This is a genomic window from Streptomyces sp. NPDC040622 (assembly GCF_055593965.1).
On sequence record NZ_JBVIXD010000017.1, the window covers coordinates 32,097 to 50,287 of the forward strand.

An 18,191-nucleotide genomic window follows, 5' to 3' on the forward strand; every position below is an offset into this window, starting at 1 on the left:
TCCACTGCGTCAGGCCACGTCAAGAACCGCCTTTCCGTGCACCTTCCGCGCGAACAGCGCCTGGACGGCGTCGTCCACGCCCTGCCAGTCGCCTCGCAGTCCGACCGGCGCCGAGAGCCTCCCGGCGGCCATGAGGCCCAGCAGGTCCGTCAGCTCCCCGCCGGTCGGCGCCATGTCCCCGTAGGTGGCGATGCTGCGGGGTTCGCCGAAGCCGAACAAGGCCCCTGCCGGGAAGGTGGTTTCCTGCCCCGAGGAGTAACCGACCAGGTGGATGGTGCCGCCCTCGGCGAGCGAACTCCACGCCTGGGCCACTAGTGTTCCGCCGACCGTGTCCAGGACGAGGTCGAACCTGTCCCCGGTCCCGGCCAGGTCGGTCAGTACGTTGTCGGCGCCGAGTTCACGGAGTCCGGCGGCCCGCTCCGGCGAACCGACGAGTGCCGTCACCCGGGCGCCCGCCAGCGCCGCCAGCTGGACGGCGAAGTGCCCCACGCCCCCGCTGGCGCCGGTGACCAGAACGTTGCGCGCCAGCAGGGAACGTGTGCGCAGCACCCGCAATGGGGTGACTCCGGCGATTCCCAGCGCGGCGGCGTCGGCCAGGTCCACGCCCTCGGGGACGGCGCCGAGTGAGGCGGGGCTGACCGCCACCCGCTCCGCCCACGCGTGGGGAGCCATTCCCACGGCGACGCGTGTACCTACGGGCGGCCCCGAGCCGTCGGACGCGGCGCGCACCACGATGCCGGCCGCGTCGTGACCGTGCACAGCGCCGGCCGGCCACTGGTGCACGTAATTCAGCTCTCCGAAGTTGAGAGCGATGTGCCGTATCTCCACCAACGCTTCGCCGGTGGACGGTACGGGCTCATCGACATCGTCGAACCGGACGGGGCCGGCCTCACTGTGATCGACCACAAGGGCGCGCATAAGGGGTGTGCTTCCTCGTCTCGTGAGTGCGCCTGAACACTCGGCGCGGCGGCAGATCGAGTGCGCACATGCCGCACTGCCGCCTTCTTGGAACCCTCGCGCAGGACCGGGACAGTGACCAGACCCGTGAGAATCAATCAGTTGACGATCTGTGTCAGTGCGACTCGCGACGCGTCGAGTGCCGGGCGACCGCGTCGGCGCCGGGACGGGCGTTCCGTCAGGGAGGGGACGGAGGTGTGGCAGGAGTGCGCAAGGAGCCGTCCCGCCGCAGCGCGGCAGGACCTCCGCGATCTGCCAACTCGTCCTTTCAGGCGCCGCTCTCGGCTACCACGGCAGGACAGCCACCCGCCTGGTCACTGAAGCCGGAGGATCCTGGAACCGGTACGCCTCCGGCGACCACACACAGTGACGCCAGGCACGGCCTCAACGAGGAATACGCGACACCTCAACATGCGAGCCCACCCGTCACAGTTGCCGCTCCGGGCCGGGTCTTGGCAGGCTTCCGAAGGTGATCGGTGCCGAGCAGTCGAAGTGTCTGGGCAGTTGGACTTCTTCGTCAGCCTCCTCCCGGCCCGCCAGGTCCTGTTCGTCGTCCTCGCGCCGGGCACCGAGGTGTGCCGGTACCGCAACACGGTCAGGGACCCGCGCGAGCGGTTCGACTTCGACGGCGACGACCATCTCGACGCCGGCATGAAGATCTCGACGCCGGCATGGAGCGTGAACTCGGCGATGCCGGCTGGTGGTTCGACACCGCGGCCCTCACCCCCGACCAGAGCGCCGATCAGGTCGTCCGCGAGGCCGGCCACCGGGCCTTGGTGCGCTGGCCGCTGCCGCGGGGCACTCCGCACCGACGTACCGCACACGGCTCCTTCGTGAGAGCGCCGAGTGGCGTACGCGGTGTCCGGGCCGTCAGTCGGTGAGTACCGGGCGCAGCGGGTGTGCGTAGGCGCCGCTGATCCAGCCGCGCCGGCCCTCGAGGCGGTACCAGGTGCGGGTGGTGCCGATGCGCTGGCCGGCTTCGCGTCGGGTGACGGCGGTCACCGCGCACGGAGGGAGGTGGCCCAGGACGCGGCTGCGGGTCGTGGGGTACTCGCGGATCCGCAGGCGCACGCGGTCGGTCTGGACCCAGCCGCTGTTGGCGTCGGCATCCACCGTGGCTCTCGGGCATCCCGCGGGCGGGCGGCCGACGGCGGCCTGCGACGCTGCCGCGGGTCCGGCGGCAGCGCCGCCCAGGACCATGAGCGAGGCGACCAGGAGAGACAGCGGCAGGGTAGGTCTCGACACGTCAGGATTCCTTCGGGTGAGGCAGCTGGGGCCCACACCCTTGCTGAACCGTTTCTGTCGTGCCCAGTCCGCTCACCCTCCGGTGTGAACTCCTCCCCCGATGCGCTGACCGGCACGTCCACCGGCTGACGCTTCATCAACATGCTGCGCCACCGTCCGTGCGGGGCCGGCGGCAGGTACGGCCGCGCTGACCGAACGGCGGGTGCTGCCGCCGGCGGGCCTCTCCTGGAGGGACACCGTCGACTCGGACGGCCGTATCACGCTGCGGCCCGTGCAGGCGCTGTCCGCCGGTCGCCGGGACGCTCACCTGGCCTGCCTCGGTGCCTCGTATCCAGGCCGGGTGTGCGACAAGCGGCGGCCCGCGCTGTGAGAACTGTCCCCATCTCGTGGGCCGAGAAGGGCTGTCGGGGCTATCGCCGGCCGGGGCGGCGGGTGCGGCGGGTGCGGCGGCGGGTCTTGAGCCAGGCGTAGCCGCCCCCACCGCCAGGGTCAGCGCCGCGCCGGCGCCGACGCAGCCCGGGTCGCGTCCGTCGCTGGTGCCGCCCGCCCCCGCGTGCGAGCCCCGCGTCGGGTGCGGGTGCGGACCGCCGCCCGCGGACACCCTCAGCTGTACGAGGAGACACCGCCCTCACAGTCCACGTCCACGTTGCACTCCCCCGCCCCGGCGCTGGAGCCGATCGTGGCGTTGCCGGTGCAGATGCCCGCCGAGCCCGTCGAAAGCGTCACCTTCTCAGTGAAGGCATCCGACATGGCCGTCGCCGAGCCGGCCTCGCAGCCGCCCGGGACCGACAGGATCACCGACTCACCCGGCTTGGCCGGATTCGGAGACGCCGGGAACGAGGGCTGTTCGTCGGCGGACGCCGGGGGAACCGACACCGTGAGCGCGGCGGCCGTGACGGCGGCGGGGAAAGCTCATCGACAGCGCATGCAGTCATGGAAAAGGCCGCCACGGCCGTGCGGCACGGCCAGTGGGCCGTGCGGAGTGGGCGGGTGCTCCTTGAGGCGGATCAGGCCGTCGGGCGGGGCGGTCCCGAGGCGGCGTGCAGCGGGTGCCGTTGCCGGCCGTCCTCTTGGAAGTTGTCCGGTGCCAGCCAGGTTCGGAACGCCTCGCGCAGCGGCGGCCATTCGCCGTCGAGGATCGAGTACCAGGCCGTGTCGCGGTTGCGGCCCTTGTACACCAGCGCCTGGCGGAACACGCCTTCGAAGGTGAAGCCGAGGCGTTCGGCCGCCTTGCGCGAGGGGGCGTTGAGGGCGTCGCACTTCCACTCGTAGCGCCGGTAGCCGAGCCGGTCGAAGGCGTAGGACATCAGCAGGTACTGCGCCTCGGTCGAGAGGGGGGTGCGCTGCATCAGCGGGGAGAAGACGACGTGGCCGACCTCGACGACCCCGTTGGCCGGGTCGTGGCGCATCAGGGACAGGGTGCCGACCGCTCGGCCCGTCGCGCGGTCGATGACCGCGTAGTGCAGCGGGTCGCTGCTGCGGGCCGCGGACCGGGCCCAGCGGCGGTAGTCCTCCGCGCTGTCGAAGGGCTCGTCGGGCAGGTAGGTCCAGTCGCGTCCGTCGGCCGCGGTCGCGTAGGCCGCGTGGAGGTCGTCCGCGTGGCGCTCGGCATCCAGGGGTTCGAGGCGGCAGTGCGTGCCGTCCAGGCCGACCCGTGCGGGGGCCGGGCGGGGTGTCCAGTCGGGCAGGGGCTCGCCGACGGGCTGGTCGTACGTGTTCAGGCGTGGTGTCACCAGATCTCCCGGATGATCGTTCTCTGTGGCCACGCTACGACCACTACGACCGGGAAAGCGGCTCCAGCTCGCGCGCACCGCTTCCGCGGGCCGGGCGAGTGCCGGCCCGCGGAAGCGTGCGGGAGGGGTCAGTGGTTGCCGACGCCGTTGCCCGACAGGGCCGGGATGTCGTTGACGAGGTGCGACAGCGGCTCGTCGCCCTTGGCCTGCGTGGAGTTCTCGGCGCACTGCTGGTTCTGCGGGGCGGAGAGGACCGGGATGTCCTGCACGGCGACCGGCACGAGGACGCCGACGAGGGCGCCCACGTTCGCCTTGACCGGCACACCGGCGCACAGCTTGTTGAGCGAGCCGTCGACCAGGCGCGCCTGCGGGCTCAGGTTCCCCGCGGTGGCGCTGTTGCCGAAGGCCTGCTCGGCGCCGTTGCCGCTGGCGCTCTGGGTGCCCGCGTCGTCGCCGATCGCGGACGCGCTGCCGGCGCTGCCGGCCAGCGCGACGGCGGCAAGACCCAGGGCGAGGGGGATGTTACGGGTGCTCATGTCACTCCAGTACAGAACGTCACTGCCAGAAGGGGCCAGTACACCCGCTGTTGTCCGGTCTGCCGGGTGTATTCGCCCGTTAGCGGAGTGTCGGCGGAGCGGGGCTGACGGTGCCGTCCATGTCCGCGTCAACGCGGCCAGGGGCCGGTGGTGTTGTCGGTGACCCAGGCGGTGACGGCCGCGGCGGTGTCGGCGGGGGCGCGGTGGGAGGTGGAGAACCCGGTGCCGATGAGGTCGCGCAGCTCCTGTGCGTCCTGGAGGGCCTCCTCGGTCTCCGCCTCGTCCCAGCCGCGGGCCGCAAGACGGGTGCGGCGGTCCTGGTCGGTGCAGTCCAGGCGGGCCCACACCGTGGCAGGAGCATCGGGCACGTCGGCCGCGGCGCTCTCCCACTCGTCCGGCGTGAGCGGGCAGGTGACCAGGGCCGGGCGGCCGCCGCGCACCAGCATGGCCGCGATGCGCACCCACAGGCGGTTGTAGGCCGGCCAGAGGGCGCTCGCGTCGGGCGAGGTGATCTCGAAGCCCAGCAGGCGGCCGTCGGGTTCGGGCAGTTCGTCGAAGTCGGCCACGGGGAAAGGGCTGTGGCGCAGGTGTGCCAGGAGCGTCGACTTGCCCGCCCCCGGTGCTCCCGTGATCAGCATCAGCCGCGGGTCCGCCGCCATCGCCTGCCTGCCCACCCGTTCTCGCGGTCACGGTCGTGTGCCGTGGCGCGCCGCCGCCGTCGTGTCCCGGCGCCGTGGCGCCGTGGTGACCATATCGGCGTGCTGCCGGTGGGGTTGGCGGCGCGGGCGGTCCGGGCGGGCCGGGGCGGGCAGGGCATCGGGCCCCGCCGCGACGGGGGAGACACGGCGGGGCCCTGCAGAGCGGATGCCCGCCTTCCCGACTTGTATGCATGCTCGGCTCGTATGCATGCTCGGCGGTCCGCTTGTACGCACGGCCGGTCGGCGGTCAGGGCGACGGCGGGAGCTCTACCACGGGACGCTCTCGCCGTGGCGGTCCAGGAACTGCAGGCCGGGGGCGCCTGCCTGGGCTTCGAGGACGTCGACGACGGCCGGGATGCTCTCCTTCGGAAGGAGGGGCGCGCCGGGTCCGCCGAGCCGGGTCCGGTTGTGGCCGGGATCGATGAGCAGCTTGGTCTGTCCGTCGTCCGCGTGGCGGGTGGTGTAACTGCGCATCAGCTGGTTGAGCGCGGCCTTGCTGGCCTTGTAGAGCTCGTAACCGTCCTCGGTGTTGCGCGAGACGCTGCCCTGGTCGGAGGACATGACCGCGACGGTCCCGCCGGGCGCGACAAGGCCCTTGAGGGTTTCCAGGGTGCGCAACGGGCTCAGCGCGTTGGTGGTCATCACCTCGGTGAACATGTCGGTCGGGACCTGGTGGATCGGCAGATTTCCGCGGTCGATGGCGGCGTTGACGAAGAGGAGGTCCAGTCGTCGGCCGGCGTCCTCCAGGCGCTCGCGCAGCGCGGCCAGCTGTTCGGGGCTGTTCATCTCCAGTGGTTCGACGGTCAGCAGCCCGTTCGAGGCGTCGGCGTCGGCCTGCAGTTCGCCGCCGCCCTGGCGGGTCGTGGCGATGACCCGCCAGCCGCGCCGCAGGAGTTCACCGGCCAGGACGAGTCCCAGCCCTCGTGAGGCTCCGACGACAAGGGCCGTGCGCTGGGGGTTGGCGGGCATGCTCACTCCTTCGTAGCGGACGAGACTTAGATTAGACGCACCGTTGCGTCTAATCAATGTTCCGCGGGAATCAGCGTCAATCCGCGGGGATCATCCGGCCGATAGGGTGTCTCGCATGCCCGCAGCCAGCCCTCAGCCCCGCAGGCCGCGCTCCGGCAGCCGGCGCGACGAGGCCGCACGCCTCGCCGTGCTGCACGCCGCGGACGATCTGCTCGTCGAGCACGGCTTCGGCGCGTTGAGCATCGAGGCCATCGCGCGCCGCGCCGGCGTCGCCAAACAGACGATCTACCGCTGGTGGCCCTCGAAGGTCGAGATCCTCCTCGACACGCTCATCGAGGACAGCGGCAAACGCCTGCCGGTCCCGACGGAAGAGCCCACGGCGCAGAGCATCCGCGGCTACCTCCACGACTTCGCGCGCTTCCTCGCCGAGGACCCCGCGGGCAAGGTCCTGCTCGCGCTCGTCGCCGAGGCGCAGCACCATCCCGGCACGGCCGACAGCTTCCACACGCGCTATCTCGGCCCGCGCCGCGACCAGGAACGCGACATGCTCGCGCGGGCGAGCGCCGCCGGCGAGATCGCGCCCCGGCTCGGCCCCGACGCCACGATGGACGCCCTGATCGGCCCGGTCGTCTACGGCGCCCTGACGCGGTCGAGCGCCCCCGCCGCCCTGATCGACCTCCTCGTCGAGGACCTGCTCAGGCCCCGCGCCCGCGAGCGGTGAAGAGCCGCGGGCAGTGCAGACCCGCGAGCGGTGAAAGGCCGTTCCGCCCTCGACGCGGGGACAGCGCCCGGGTGGTGCGGGCGTCGGCGGTGGCGCCCGGGTGCGGTGAAAGCCCCAGCGCGGCCCACGGGTGCGGCGTCGCGGTTCAGGCCGCGTCGTGGCGTTGCCGGGCCACGGTTTCCCGGCGGTGCGCGTGCTTGTGGCCGGAGACGAGGCGCAGGTGGCGTCGGTGGCGGCCGGCCGGTGGTGAAACAGGTGTCTTCAACCGGTCCTCGACCCGGTCCATGCCGATGAGCAGAAGGCTCATGAGCGGCAACAACAAGAGAGCGACAACTAGCATCTGCGGCGACCTCCCCGCGGCATCTCCTCTCGGCTGCCCCGCTCGGGCGTCTTCACAGGTCGCAGGATGTGAAGGTCCCGCAACGCCGCCCGTCACATGTGCCGCCCCGCCACCCCGACGCACCCCGTTCCGCTCCCTGTTGGGCCGTGCGGCGCCGTGTTGACGTCTGCTGTTGACATCTGTCCGGGGAAGGTTTCGCGGCCGACGGCCCGGACATGTGAGTCCCACACACGGTCGGCACGGCACACGCACAGCGCATGACGCGGACCACGGATGCCGCTTGCGGCGGAGAGGATTCACAGCGATGACCGACAGCGTCCAGGCCCCCAGAACCCCCGGCAGTCACCCCTCGCACGCCGCCCTCCTGGGCTGCGCGGTGGAGGGCAGCGACGGTGCGATCGGGAAGGTGGACCCCGTATCCGAGGAAGTGGCGCCCGACCACCTCGTCGTCGACACCGGCGGGCCGCTGCTGAGCAAGAAGGTGCTGCTGCCCCTGTGGGTCATCTCCCACGTCGACGAAGCGACCCGCACCGTGCACGTGCCCCGCACCAAGGACCATGTCAGGGCCGCCCCGCGCTTCGACCGGGACCTGCGCGTCACCGACCCCGGCCACCGGGCGCGGATCGACGAGCACTACCTCGACGCGACCGGGGGCTGACCCCGGCATCGGCGGGCCCGTCGGCGTACGCGTAGTGATCGCTGCCGGGGCCCGCTGATTGGCTGGCCGGTATGACTGAGCTCGCATCCGTCGTCTGGCCGCCTGCCCCGATCAGGACCGCGAGGCTCGTGCTGCGTGAGTCCGAGGCCCGGGACCGTGCGGCGTTCATCGAACTGCTCGCCTCGCCGCAGGTGCACACCTACCTCGGCGGCCCCCGCCCGCGTGCGGAACTCGAGCGCGAGATGCCCACGGTGCCCGAGCGGTGGCCCGGGAGCTTCGTCGTGGACCTCGACGGGGAGATGACCGGCCAGATCCTGCTCAGGAGAACACCGGCCGACCGTCGCCCGGCTGCCGCGGGCAAGGCCGATCTCGGCTACCTGTTCCTGCCGCGGGCCTGGGGCTTCGGGTATGCCGCCGAAGCGTGCGCGGCGGCACTCGACTGGCTCGCCGGCACACTCCCCGGCGAGCCGGTGGTGCTCACCACCCAGAGCGCCAACGCCGGTTCGATGCGTCTCGCGGCGAAGCTGGGGTTCAGTGAGGTGGAGCGGTTCGAGGCCTGGGGCGCCGAGCAGTGGCTCGGCATGCGATCCCCGGCCACGCCGTCCCCTTGAGTCCGTGCGCGACCGTACGGATCCGCGACTTGAGTCCGTGCGCGACCGTACGGATCCGCGACGCGCCGGCGCCGCCGGGACGGAGCCGGGCACTGTCACATCGCGTGAACCACTCCCCAGACACAGCGGGCCGAACACCCACCGATTCACTGTTTGCCCTCGTGGACGGCGCCACCAGCCCGTAGTCTTCGCCGACCACCCATGCGTTACTGCCGTTGCAGTTGGGCAGCCAGCATTCAACGGGTGCACTCAGATGCGCCCCCGTCAAGAGTGCTCAGCCGTGAGCACGACCGCCACCCGCACGACCGCGTGCACGCACGAAGAGGCCACCGACATGACAGACGCTCAGCAGGAATCCACCGGAGTGCAGGCCCAGTACGCCGCCCAAGTAGCGGCGGACCTGGAGACCAACCGCAAGGAACAAGAACGCGTCGGGACCGAAGTGGCGGCGCTGCAGGAGCAGTTGCAGGTACTGGAGAGCGACCATGCGGTGTTGCTGAGCATGCAGCAGGCACTGGGCTCCTCCTCCGGTGCCCCGGCGGCCGCCGCCGGGAAGGCAGCCCCCCGCAAGAAGGCGGTGCCTGCCCCGCGGACGGGTGCGGACAAGTCCGGTGCGGCCCGGTCCAAGAAGCCCACAGCCACCAAGCCCAAGCCCAGGCCCAAGGACAAGAACAAAGACAAGGCGGCCACGGCTGCGCCCAAGGCCTCCGCGAAGCAGCCGGCCGCGCCGGCCGCGGGACCCACCCTGGTCGACCTGATCGACCAGCACCTCGGCCGGCAGAGCGAACCGCGCTCCGCCGCCGAGATCGCCACCGCACTCACCCAGGCCCACCCCGACCGCACCGTCAAGACCACCGTCGTGCGCACCACGGTGGAGGGCCTGGTCGCCAAGGGCCGGGCCCAGCGCACCAAGCAGGGCTCCTCGGTCTTCTACACCGCGGCCGCCCCCACCGACCAGCCCGCCACCCCGCAGCCGGAGGCCTCCGCCGGCTGAACCGTGCGCGGCCCGGCCGTGGCCCTGGCAGCGTCCATGGGGGACCCTGTTCCCGGATCGCCAGGGCACGCGCCGGCGGCGGCAGGCATGTTCTGCGGCGATCAAAGAGGCGGGGGCCGCAGGTCAGCAGCGAGAGGAACGTCGTCTTGAGTCTCGCGACGAACGCGGCGAAGCTGGGCGGAAAGCTCTGGGAGAAGCACGGGCACGCGCACTACTGCTTCCCCCAGTACGCCCTGAACTGGTTCGCCGGAATCTCGTACCGCGAGAACGTGCCGCACTACCGCGGCGAGCAGATCACCTCGGTCCAGGCACGGCGGCTGCGCACCGTGCTGTGGACGGTCGCTGTGGTGGCCGAGCCCGAGCAGTACGGGCGTGTCCTGATCGCCTCCGATTCCTGCAGCGGCTCGCACCGCGCCAAGCTGATCCGCTCCCCGCTCGCCACCACCCGTGACATCCGCGCCGTCGCGCAGAGACAGGCCACGCTCCTCAGGGACGCTGAAGCTGACATGCCCCTGGACCTCTCGCAGTGGCCGGACGAGGTCAAGAGCGCGTTCTGAGAGCCTCGCGGCACCGCGCCGCGCGACTCCCGCTAGCCCTGGGTGCGCCGGTGGCGGCCGCGTCGGCTGCCCGGGGTTGTGCCTGGGGCGGGGCGGGCTTCGCCGCTGTCCTCTCGCCGCCAGAATCTGGTGGAGAGCACCTTCTGCTCGTTCTTGGTGCGCTCCTTGCGAAGGCTCGACGTGAAGGAGCCTTTGTGGCGCTCACGCGCCTGCTGGGTGAGGGTGGCGGCGTCCATGGGAAGGCTGGCGGCCTCCAGAGCCAGGACGAGACTGGCGAGAGCCTCGACGGACCACAGGGCCAGGCACGCCTGCGCGAGGCGGTCGAAGATTCTTCCGCCCACGGGGGCGGTGAGGCTGTCGGCGCGGTCCACTTGCCTGAGCAGGATGGTGATCTCGCCGGCCTCCCGTTCGGCTCCTCCCCCGCGCAGGACGGCGTCGAGCTGGGCGTCGAGGCCGACGGAGGCGAGGGCCAGCGCCAGGGAGGCCACTTCGGTGGGGAACATCCTGCGGGCGCGTTCCAGGAGGGCCTGTTCGTCGAGGGCGGCTGCCCCGCGGTGGTGGAGGATGCTCAGGAAGTGCCCGGCGTGACCGGTGGGCCGCTCTTTGAGCGTGCAGGCGAACACCATCTCGGCATGAGAGGGCAGTGCGACCTCGTCGACGGCCTGGAAGAGGAGGGCCGCGTCGTTGGCGCTGCTGATTTTGGCCGCCTGTGTGAGCAGCCACTGCACCTCCCGGTGTCCTTCGTCCAGAGCGCTCAGCAGGGCCAGGAAGTCGCGGGAAGAGCGCCGCGCCGCGGACTCGACCAGGACATCGCACGCGAGCTTCTGGTTGCCCGTCGCGTGCAGGTCGTTGACCAGAGCGGCGATGTCGTCGGGGGCGCGGGTGAGGGCCGCGCGCTCCAGGACGGCGGCGGCCGCGACGTGGTTGCGCACCATGCGCAGGGCGGAGACGAGAGCCACCAGGTGGCCGGTGCTGCGGGATTGGGCGCTGTCGAAGACGAAGTCGGCGTCCTGCAGGAGACCGTGGCGCGAGAGGCTCTCGATGAGTTCGGTGACGTCTGTCGCGGGGCGGGCGGCGACCGCGGCGGCCTGGAGTTCGTTGGTGAGGCCGTACCAGCCTCCGGAGCCGAGGCCGCGGCTGATCTCCACGATGTCCGAGGCGGATCGTTCCGTCGCCGCGGCACGCAGGGCCTGCGGAAGGGCGTCGGCCAGGGTGCTCGGTGCCAGCAGGGCGACCGCTTCCAGCACGTGCGGTACGGGACGGGTGGCGCAGAACGCGCCGAGCAGGACCGGGACGTGATCGGAGAGCCGCTCCCGTTCGAGGGCCACCGCGAAGGCGGCGATGTCCTTGACGGTATGGAATTGCACGGCCGCCTGCAGCAACTGGGCGCCGCAGTCGACAAGGCCGGAGCGGTCCAGTTCGGCCGCCAGCACGCCGAGGTCACCGGCCGGACGGGTCAGCGCGACCACCGGCAGCGCCGCCAGAGCGTGCGCGCCCAGTCCTGCTCCCGCCAGCCCGGCCAGAAGGGCCGCCACCTCATGGACCGTGCGGGACTTGCTGACGGAGGTGACCAGTTCGCTGGCCATGGCCCGCTGGGTGCGGGACTCCAGATCGCTGACCACGGTGACGAGTTCCGGAACGGAAGCGCTGCGGTCGGTGGCCTCCAGTGCCGCCATCAGTGAGGGCACGCCCACCGCTTCCTGCCACAGGCCCTGCACGGTTTCGAGCTGGGATTCCAGCATGTGGCACTGGTCCTCGGCGGCGATCAGCTCGGCCTGGGTGACGGCCAGTGCTTCCTTGAGGTAGGTGATCTCCTGCTGGAGGTCGTCGCACTCCCGTCCGAGCTGCTCGTACTCGCCCTGCCACACGTCGACTTCGGCCTGGTGGGCCAGGGACTGCTGTTCGAGCTCGACGACCAGGCCGTGGCAGCGGGCCTCGGTGTGCGACAGCCGCTGCATCCGGTCGAGCAGTGCTTCCTCCAGCGCCTGGGCATGCGCCTGCTTGCGCCGGACTTCCTCGTCGGCTGCGGCCAGCTGGTCCTCCAGCTTCTGTTTCTTGCTCGCCGGCCGGTTGGACCGCAGTGCCTCGCGGTGCAGTTCGCGGATCCGGTGCTCCGCCTCGAGGGTGATCGGTGAGCCGCCCTCACGCAGGTCGGCGATCAGTGTGGCGACGAAGTCCCACTGGGCGAGCCAGTCGCCCTTCAGGTAGCGGGTCAGCGTGCTGGCGTCCAGGTGATGGCGTGCGGCGTAGCGGCGCACGCCCACGCCGAGGCTGCAGAAGAGCATCCGGAGGTCCTCGACGAAGGCCCGCTTCTCCGCGGTGAGGTCCCGGCTCAGTGGTGACAGCCGTGCCGTGCCCGTGGTGCTTCCGGTACTCATGCCACCGCCCGCCTTCCGTCAACACCCTTCAGTATCAGGGCTGTTCGGCGCGGCGGCAGCCGGAAAACGTTGCCACCCGCAGTCGGCAACACCTCCGTCGCTGCCACCTCACAACGTCAATGGCGAAACCGACCTGACCGCACGGCGGCCCGGACACCATGGGCGCCCGGGCCGGCAGAAGAAGACGGCTGATGCGCGCAGGAGGAACGGCAGCATGACCAACCACAGTGACCCGGAATCGGAGCGGACCACGCCGCCTTTGTGGCGGCGTCTGGGCCGGCGGGCGGTCCTGGGAGGGGCCGGGGCCCTGGGAGCCTCCGTGTTCACCTGGCTGAAGGCATGGCTGGCGGACCACCACGGCTAGTCCGGCCGGCCCCCGGGCTCGCCTGGGGCGCCGGGGCCGAGGACGGCGGTCGTCTCACACGGCGGCCGGGCGGGGTTCTTCTGCCGCGGCGGCGGGGGCCAGGCGGTGGCGGCGGGTCGGGAGGAGCATCGTGGGGTGCGCGATGCTCCAGGCCGCGGCCGCGCAGATGAGTTCCTTGATGCGGGCGCCGGCGCGGCCGGTGATGACCGTCGGGGTGGGCTCGTCCTCGTGGGTGACCCGCTGCACGATGGCATCGCGGCGGCCCAGGCTGACGCACTGGGCGGCGTAACCGATCGGGGCCCGGGGGACCTTGTGGCCGGTCAGGCGGGCGGCCAGGGCGTCGGCGGCCTGCCAGGCCATCGGGGTCGCCGTGGCGCAGGCCATCCGCAGCGGCCGGCCGCCCGCCCCTTCGGCCAGTGCCGCGTCGCCGACGGCGTACACGTCGGGGTGCGAGACCGAGCGCATGGTGGCGTCGACGACGATCCGCCCGGCCTCGCAGACCTCCAGGGTGGTGGCGGCCGCGATCGGGTGCACGGCGAAGCCCGTGGTCCACACGGTCACGTGGGCCGGGAGCTCGCCGGCCCCGGCGGTGTCCACGTGGCCGGCGTGGACGCGGGTGATGTCCGCGTGTTCGTGGAGGGTGATGCCCAGGCGGTCCAGGGCGCCGTGCAGGTGGTGGCGGGCCTTGTCGCTGAGCCAGTCGCCGGCGCCGGCGCGGGCGGCGAGGGCGACCTTGAGGTGCGGGTGCGACTCGGCGATCTCGGTGGCCGCTTCGATACCGGTCAGGCCGCCGCCCGCGACCAGCACGGTCGCCCCCGGCGCCAACTCCCCCAGCCGTGCCCGCAGGCGCAGCGCGGCCTGCTTCCCGGCGACGTGGTGGGCGTGCTCGGCGGCACCGGGGACGCCGTGGTCGGTGGTGGTGCTGCCCAGCGCGTAGACGAGGGTGTCGTAGGCGAGGGTCCGCGCGCCCTGCTCGCCGGTGATGTCGACGGTCTTGCGCTCGGCGTCGAGGGCGGTGACCCGCGCCTGGCGGACCTGCACGCCGGTGCCGGCGTAGAGGGCGTGCAGGGGGCGGCGGGGCAGGTCCTGCCCGGCGGCGACCTGGTGCAGGCGTACCCGCTCGACGAACTCGGCGTCGGCGTTGACCAGGGTGATCTCGACGTCGTCGCGGTGCAGTCGCCTGGCGAGGCGGCCGGCGGTGACGGCTCCGGCGTATCCGGCTCCGAGGACGACGATGCGGTGCTTCATGGCGAGCTCCTGTCTGGCTGGTTTCACCTCCTGAACCGGACAGCCGCTTCATCCCTGACAGGAATCCGACGTGACGTGGGTCACGCCCGGGGGCGGGTCACCACACCCGGGCGAGGGGCTGCCGGGGACCTTCGGCGGCCCACTGGCGTGTGATGCGCTCGAGTTTGTCGGGGTTGACCACGAGGTGGAGCGCCGTGATGCCCTCGCCGCCCGTGTCCAGTGCGATGACGCCGATGATGCGGTCGCCGGCCTGGACCAGGACGGCGGGGCCGCCGTTGACGACGGCGGCGTGCAGGTGGGCGCTGTCGCCGAACCCGGCGCGCTGGGCGGTGCTCGGCCGGAACAGGCGGCGCAGGTAGCGCGCGATGCCCAGGGCGCCGACCAGGGGGGTCCTGCGGGCCGCGATCCGCTCGCCGCCGTCGGCCACGCTGACCGCGTCGTCGGCGAGCAGCCGGACCAGCGGCTCGGTGTCGCCGCTGAGGGCCGCGGCGAGGAACTCCTCGACGATTCTCTTCGTGGCGGCCGCGTCCGCCCGGGCGCGGGGCCGGCCGGCGGCCAGGTGCTGTCCGGCACGCCGGTGGATCTGCTGGCAGTTCGACTCGGTGAGGTCGAGGATCTCCGCGATCTCGCGGTGCGGGTGGCCGAACGCCTCGCGCAGCACGTAGACGACGCGTTCGTTGGGCGTGAGGCGTTCCATGAGGGTGAGCACCGCCAGCGAGACCGACTCGCGCTGCTCGGCGGTGTCGGCCGGGCCGAGCATCCGGTCGCCGGCCAGGACCGGCTCGGGCAGCCACTGGCCCACGTAGGTTTCCCGCCGGGCCCGCGCCGAAGTGAGCTGGTTGAGGCAGAGGTTGGTGAGGACCTTCGTCAGCCAGGCCTGAGGTGTCTGGATCTGGCTGCGGTCGGCCGCGTGCCAGCGCAGATAGGTGTCCTGCACGGCGTCCTCGGCGTCGCCGGCCGAGCCGAGGAGCCGGTAGGCGATCGCCTCGAGGCGGCCCCTGGAATCCTCGAACAGATCGGCTTCGTGCCTACCGTGCGTACTGAGCGACATCGGGCCAGGATCGGCTATCTGTGCAGGCCACGTCCACCCTCAAGGTGATCGGCACGCGGTGGGAGGCAGGGCGGCGCCGGCGCCGGGCGGTGGCGGACGGGGGGTGGTGGGCGGCGGCTAGCCGAACATCACGCTGCGGGGTACGGGGCCGGTGAAGCCGCGGGAGGCGCCGGGCCCCAGGGTCGTCGCGGGCTCCTCGCAGCCCCGGTCGTAGGAGAGCGTGGCGCGGGTGTCGGTCTGGTTGGAGGCGTGGTCGGCGCCCTGGAGCAGGAGCCGGCACTCGCCGTCGGCCGGGTCGGTCATCTCCAGGTCGCCCGACTGTGTGGAGTGGTAGAAGAACGTGCCGGTGGCGGCCTGGGCCGTACCGGCGGGCAGGGCCGTGAAGAGGGCGAGGGCGGCCGCGGCGGCCAGGGCGGTGCGGACCGGACGGGCCGCGACGAGAGGGGTGAGGGTCATGCGTGCCACGGTCGCGGACGGGGGTGCGGGCTGCCAGGGCGCACGGTGGCCCGGGGCACAGGGGCCGGTGCGGGGCGGGCCGGGCGGGTGTGGAGCGCGCACCCCCGCGCGGGGGCGGTCCTGCCGCGCTTCCACCGCTCCGGCAGCCCCCTGCCGTAGTGCTTCGCCCGGGCTTCCCCGCGGGCTGCCGGGCGAGGAGCCGGGGGGGGGCGGGAACAAACAGGTGTGGTGCGTCGTTCCTCTGTATGTGGCTGCGGAGGGGACAGTGTCCCCGGGCCCACCTATTGCCCATGGGGACGATCGTTCGGCTGAAGCCCCATGGAGCCTTTCGCCGAGAGGCGACCGCCCTCCGCGTGCCACACCACAAACGGCCCCGGCTGGTCTCCCCCGTCCAGCCGGGGTCTTGTGCTGCCCGCACCGCCCCGCGCCGGCCGCGGGCGGGGCGTGCCGCTCTGCGAACGCCCGGACAGGATCCGGCACACCTGCGGTCCGGCGCATCCGCGGTCCAGGGACACCCGGGATCCGGCCCGGACGGGGTTCGGCCCGGACGGGATTCGGCCACGGCGGGTTCCGGCCCCGGCACGTCGGTGTGTCCGTCGTGCGGGTGGGTTGCGGTGATTTCGGCGGGCCTTGGAGAAGGTCCGCAGGTCATCTGGTCCGCGGCCGGTGGACACGACAAGATATCGTTTACGCACGACGGCCAACTGGCTCTTTCCAGCCACCAGTTGGCCGAAACGTGTGCCATGGGAAGCCTGCCGCAACCGAGGGAAGCCAGGACGTGCTGATGAGTACAGTGAGACAGCCCGGGCCCTCACGGCGGCCTCGATGCGCCCACTGGCTCGGCTCCCCCGCGACGCGTTCCGTCCGGCCCGCCCCCCGGGCAGGCCGTCAGCCCGCGCGGCTCCTTCCGTAGTTGGCGCCCTCCCCCACCCGGCGATGTTCCCGGCCCGGCCGTTTCCCCCGGCCCGTGCCGGACCCCCGACAGCCCAAGGACACCCGTGACCGGCCCCCCACCGCATCCACCGCCGGGCAGCGCGCCCGCCGTGGCCGTGGTGGGCAAGTCCGTGCGTCCATGCGGCTGGCGGGCCGGCCATGCGCGTCATGGCCGGTCGCGGGCAGCGGGCGCCGCCGTACGGCGGACGCACTGCCGGCCGGGGCCCTCCCCGTTCCTGCCGGACAGTCACCCCACCTCCCGTCGGCGGCAGTCGGCTGCCTCACCCCCCTTTGACACCTGTAGAGGACGTGATGACAGACCTGATACAGGCCACCACCGTGGTGCCCTCAGTTCTGGCCCTGGCCGCCGGCGGCGCGGCCTGGCGGTTCTGGGACCAGTACCGAGGTGAACGCGCCACCAGCGACCACCTCCGTGGACAGGCCGAGGAGATCGCCAGGCGCCAGCACGCCACCGAGGCCGTGCTGGCGCAGCTCGCCGACGGTGTGATCCCGGGGCTGGGGGCCGAGGCCGAGCGCCTGGGCACCGGCCACGGGGTCGACATCGAGCTGCCCGAGGCGCTGGTGAACACGGCGCTGGCCCAGCGACTGACGGAACTGGCCAACTCCGCGGCCCATACGGTGCGCAAGGTCCAGTACGACGCCCAGACCAGTACGAGCAGCCAGATCACCGCGGCCCGCCAGAGCGCGCAGGACGAGGCGGCCCGCGCACGGCAGAGCGCCGAGGACTCCAGCCGGGCCGCGGTGCGTGCCGTCTCCTCGGCGATGGTGGGCATGGCCTCCAAGCTCAGCCAGCGGGTCAGCCAGGGTGTGCGGCGCCACGAGGGCGACGAGGCCTACGAGACGCTGGTGGGCATCGACCATCCCACGCAGCAGATGCTGCTCGTCGCGCAGAACTACGTGGTGCTCTCCGGCGGCAAGCTCTCGCGCCGCTGGCCGGCCACCCCGATGACCGATGTGGTGCGGGCGGCCATGGGCAGCATCGAGGAGTACGAGCGGGTCGAGCACCAGGAGCTCGGGGTCACGGTGACCAGCCGGGCGGTCGGGCCCATCGTGCACGCGCTGGCGGTGCTCCTGGACAACGCGGTGCGCTACTCCCCCTCCTCCGCGCGGGTGCACGTGGCCTTCCAGGAGGGCCACCACGGGGTCTCGGTGATCGTGGACGACGCCGGTCTGCGCATGAACGAGGAGCAGTTGACGTGGGCCCGGCAGATCCTGACGGGTGAGCGGCGCGATGACATCAACCAGCTGGGCGCGCACCCGCAGACCGGTCTGCGGGCGGCCGCGGCCCTGGCCGGTGACTACGGGTTCCGGATCGACCTGGAGGCCCCGAACCCGTTCGGCGGCACCCGCGTGTACATGTTCATCCCCAAGAGCCTGCTGACCACGTCCGCCGCTCCGGTGCCCGTCCCCGCGCCGCGCGCCGAGACGGCCACGCCCGCCCCCGCGGCTCCCGCTGCTGCTGCCACGGCCGCCGCCACCGACACGGCCGACGCGGCGACGGCCACCGCGACGGCCAGGCGGACCACGGCCAGCGGGCTGACGGTCCGCTCGCGCCGCGGCGCTCCGGCCGCCGGGCGTCCGGCCGCGGGAGCGGGCGGGCAGCCGGCCCCCGCCGAGGCCCCGGCGGCGCCGGGTCGCCCCTCCATCGCCGCGGCCTGGGCGAAGGGGACGCGCCTGGCCCGTACCGAAGACCCCACCACCTCGCACGAAGGAGCCTGACC

General features: G+C 72.5%; 20 protein-coding genes. 8 read left to right on the forward strand and 12 right to left on the reverse strand.

Translation table 11 applies throughout. The annotated features are described in order from the left end of the window. Positions 1 to 9: 9 nt before the first annotated feature. Positions 10 to 918 (reverse strand): zinc-binding dehydrogenase, encoded by a 909-nt coding sequence (locus ACZ592_RS36120; protein WP_471585959.1) that lies wholly within the window; start codon positions 916 to 918, stop codon positions 10 to 12. Between the two features lie 531 nt (positions 919 to 1,449). Between ACZ592_RS36120 and ACZ592_RS36125 the strand changes: the two genes are divergently transcribed. After that, the gene (locus ACZ592_RS36125) at positions 1,450 to 1,794 is read left to right on the forward strand and encodes a hypothetical protein (protein WP_471585960.1); all 345 of its coding nucleotides are present in this window, start codon (positions 1,450 to 1,452) and stop codon (positions 1,792 to 1,794) included. Between the two features lie 33 nt (positions 1,795 to 1,827). Here the strand turns inward: ACZ592_RS36125 and ACZ592_RS36130 are convergent, their stop codons facing one another. The 6 genes from ACZ592_RS36130 to ACZ592_RS36155 all read right to left on the reverse strand — a co-directional run bounded on the left by ACZ592_RS36130 (position 1,828) and on the right by ACZ592_RS36155 (position 6,138). Next, positions 1,828 to 2,202 carry an SH3 domain-containing protein gene (locus tag ACZ592_RS36130; protein WP_471585961.1) on the reverse strand — a complete coding sequence of 125 codons (375 nt, stop codon included), beginning with the start codon at positions 2,200 to 2,202 and terminating at the stop codon, positions 1,828 to 1,830. A gap of 603 nt (positions 2,203 to 2,805) precedes the next feature. Continuing rightward, on the reverse strand, positions 2,806 to 3,000 hold the full coding sequence (locus ACZ592_RS36135) for a hypothetical protein (protein ID WP_471585962.1): 195 nt from the start codon (positions 2,998 to 3,000) through the stop codon (positions 2,806 to 2,808). A gap of 209 nt (positions 3,001 to 3,209) precedes the next feature. Further along, entirely contained in the window at positions 3,210 to 3,935 is a 726-nt protein-coding gene (locus ACZ592_RS36140) for a GNAT family N-acetyltransferase (protein ID WP_471585963.1), read from the reverse strand. A gap of 128 nt (positions 3,936 to 4,063) precedes the next feature. Further along, positions 4,064 to 4,471, reverse strand: a complete 408-nt coding sequence (locus ACZ592_RS36145) for a rodlin (protein WP_471585964.1) — start codon at positions 4,469 to 4,471, stop codon at positions 4,064 to 4,066. Between the two features lie 128 nt (positions 4,472 to 4,599). Further along, positions 4,600 to 5,130: a P-loop nucleotide/nucleoside kinase family protein gene (locus tag ACZ592_RS36150; RefSeq protein WP_471585965.1), complete on the reverse strand. Its 531-nt coding sequence runs from the start codon at positions 5,128 to 5,130 to the stop codon at positions 4,600 to 4,602. A 306-nt stretch (positions 5,131 to 5,436) separates the two neighbouring features. Beyond that, positions 5,437 to 6,138, reverse strand: a complete 702-nt coding sequence (locus ACZ592_RS36155) for an SDR family NAD(P)-dependent oxidoreductase (RefSeq protein ID WP_471585966.1) — start codon at positions 6,136 to 6,138, stop codon at positions 5,437 to 5,439. Positions 6,139 to 6,253: 115 nt separating this feature from the next. Here ACZ592_RS36155 and ACZ592_RS36160 point away from each other — a divergent pair, with 115 nt between their 5' ends. Beyond that, positions 6,254 to 6,859 carry a TetR/AcrR family transcriptional regulator gene (locus ACZ592_RS36160; RefSeq protein ID WP_471585967.1) on the forward strand — a complete coding sequence of 202 codons (606 nt, stop codon included), beginning with the start codon at positions 6,254 to 6,256 and terminating at the stop codon, positions 6,857 to 6,859. 145 nt (positions 6,860 to 7,004) lie between these two features. On the opposite strand, the gene ACZ592_RS36165 is transcribed toward ACZ592_RS36160, so the two are convergent. Further along, on the reverse strand, positions 7,005 to 7,166 hold the full coding sequence (locus tag ACZ592_RS36165; protein ID WP_471585968.1) for a hypothetical protein: 162 nt from the start codon (positions 7,164 to 7,166) through the stop codon (positions 7,005 to 7,007). Positions 7,167 to 7,503: 337 nt separating this feature from the next. Here ACZ592_RS36165 and ACZ592_RS36170 point away from each other — a divergent pair, with 337 nt between their 5' ends. The 4 genes from ACZ592_RS36170 (at position 7,504) to ACZ592_RS36185 (ending at position 10,019) form a co-directional block, all read left to right on the forward strand. Further along, the gene (locus tag ACZ592_RS36170; RefSeq protein ID WP_471585969.1) at positions 7,504 to 7,857 is read left to right on the forward strand and encodes a PRC-barrel domain-containing protein; all 354 of its coding nucleotides are present in this window, start codon (positions 7,504 to 7,506) and stop codon (positions 7,855 to 7,857) included. A 71-nt stretch (positions 7,858 to 7,928) separates the two neighbouring features. After that, the gene (locus ACZ592_RS36175; protein WP_471585970.1) at positions 7,929 to 8,468 is read left to right on the forward strand and encodes a GNAT family N-acetyltransferase; all 540 of its coding nucleotides are present in this window, start codon (positions 7,929 to 7,931) and stop codon (positions 8,466 to 8,468) included. 280 nt (positions 8,469 to 8,748) lie between these two features. Then, positions 8,749 to 9,462 (forward strand): hypothetical protein, encoded by a 714-nt coding sequence (locus ACZ592_RS36180; RefSeq protein ID WP_471585971.1) that lies wholly within the window; start codon positions 8,749 to 8,751, stop codon positions 9,460 to 9,462. A 146-nt stretch (positions 9,463 to 9,608) separates the two neighbouring features. Further along, positions 9,609 to 10,019, forward strand: a complete 411-nt coding sequence (locus ACZ592_RS36185) for a hypothetical protein (RefSeq protein ID WP_471585972.1) — start codon at positions 9,609 to 9,611, stop codon at positions 10,017 to 10,019. Positions 10,020 to 10,051: 32 nt separating this feature from the next. On the opposite strand, the gene ACZ592_RS36190 is transcribed toward ACZ592_RS36185, so the two are convergent. Continuing rightward, a complete protein-coding gene (locus ACZ592_RS36190; RefSeq protein ID WP_471585973.1) occupies positions 10,052 to 12,397 on the reverse strand; it encodes a hypothetical protein in 2,346 nt (781 codons plus the stop codon). 214 nt (positions 12,398 to 12,611) lie between these two features. On the opposite strand from ACZ592_RS36190, the gene ACZ592_RS36195 reads away from it, so the two are divergent. Further along, the gene (locus ACZ592_RS36195) at positions 12,612 to 12,761 is read left to right on the forward strand and encodes a hypothetical protein (RefSeq protein WP_471585974.1); all 150 of its coding nucleotides are present in this window, start codon (positions 12,612 to 12,614) and stop codon (positions 12,759 to 12,761) included. Positions 12,762 to 12,815: 54 nt separating this feature from the next. Here the strand turns inward: ACZ592_RS36195 and ACZ592_RS36200 are convergent, their stop codons facing one another. The 3 genes from ACZ592_RS36200 to ACZ592_RS36210 all read right to left on the reverse strand — a co-directional run bounded on the left by ACZ592_RS36200 (position 12,816) and on the right by ACZ592_RS36210 (position 15,516). Beyond that, complete coding sequence (locus ACZ592_RS36200) at positions 12,816 to 14,009, reverse strand: NAD(P)/FAD-dependent oxidoreductase (protein WP_471585975.1); 1,194 nt, start codon at positions 14,007 to 14,009, stop codon at positions 12,816 to 12,818. Between the two features lie 97 nt (positions 14,010 to 14,106). Continuing rightward, a complete protein-coding gene (sigJ, locus tag ACZ592_RS36205) occupies positions 14,107 to 15,060 on the reverse strand; it encodes an RNA polymerase sigma factor SigJ (RefSeq protein WP_471585976.1) in 954 nt (317 codons plus the stop codon). A gap of 117 nt (positions 15,061 to 15,177) precedes the next feature. Continuing rightward, on the reverse strand, positions 15,178 to 15,516 hold the full coding sequence (locus tag ACZ592_RS36210; protein WP_471585977.1) for a hypothetical protein: 339 nt from the start codon (positions 15,514 to 15,516) through the stop codon (positions 15,178 to 15,180). Positions 15,517 to 16,761: 1,245 nt separating this feature from the next. Between ACZ592_RS36210 and ACZ592_RS36215 the strand changes: the two genes are divergently transcribed. After that, positions 16,762 to 18,189: an ATP-binding protein gene (locus tag ACZ592_RS36215; RefSeq protein WP_471585978.1), complete on the forward strand. Its 1,428-nt coding sequence runs from the start codon at positions 16,762 to 16,764 to the stop codon at positions 18,187 to 18,189. Positions 18,190 to 18,191 lie beyond the last annotated feature (2 nt).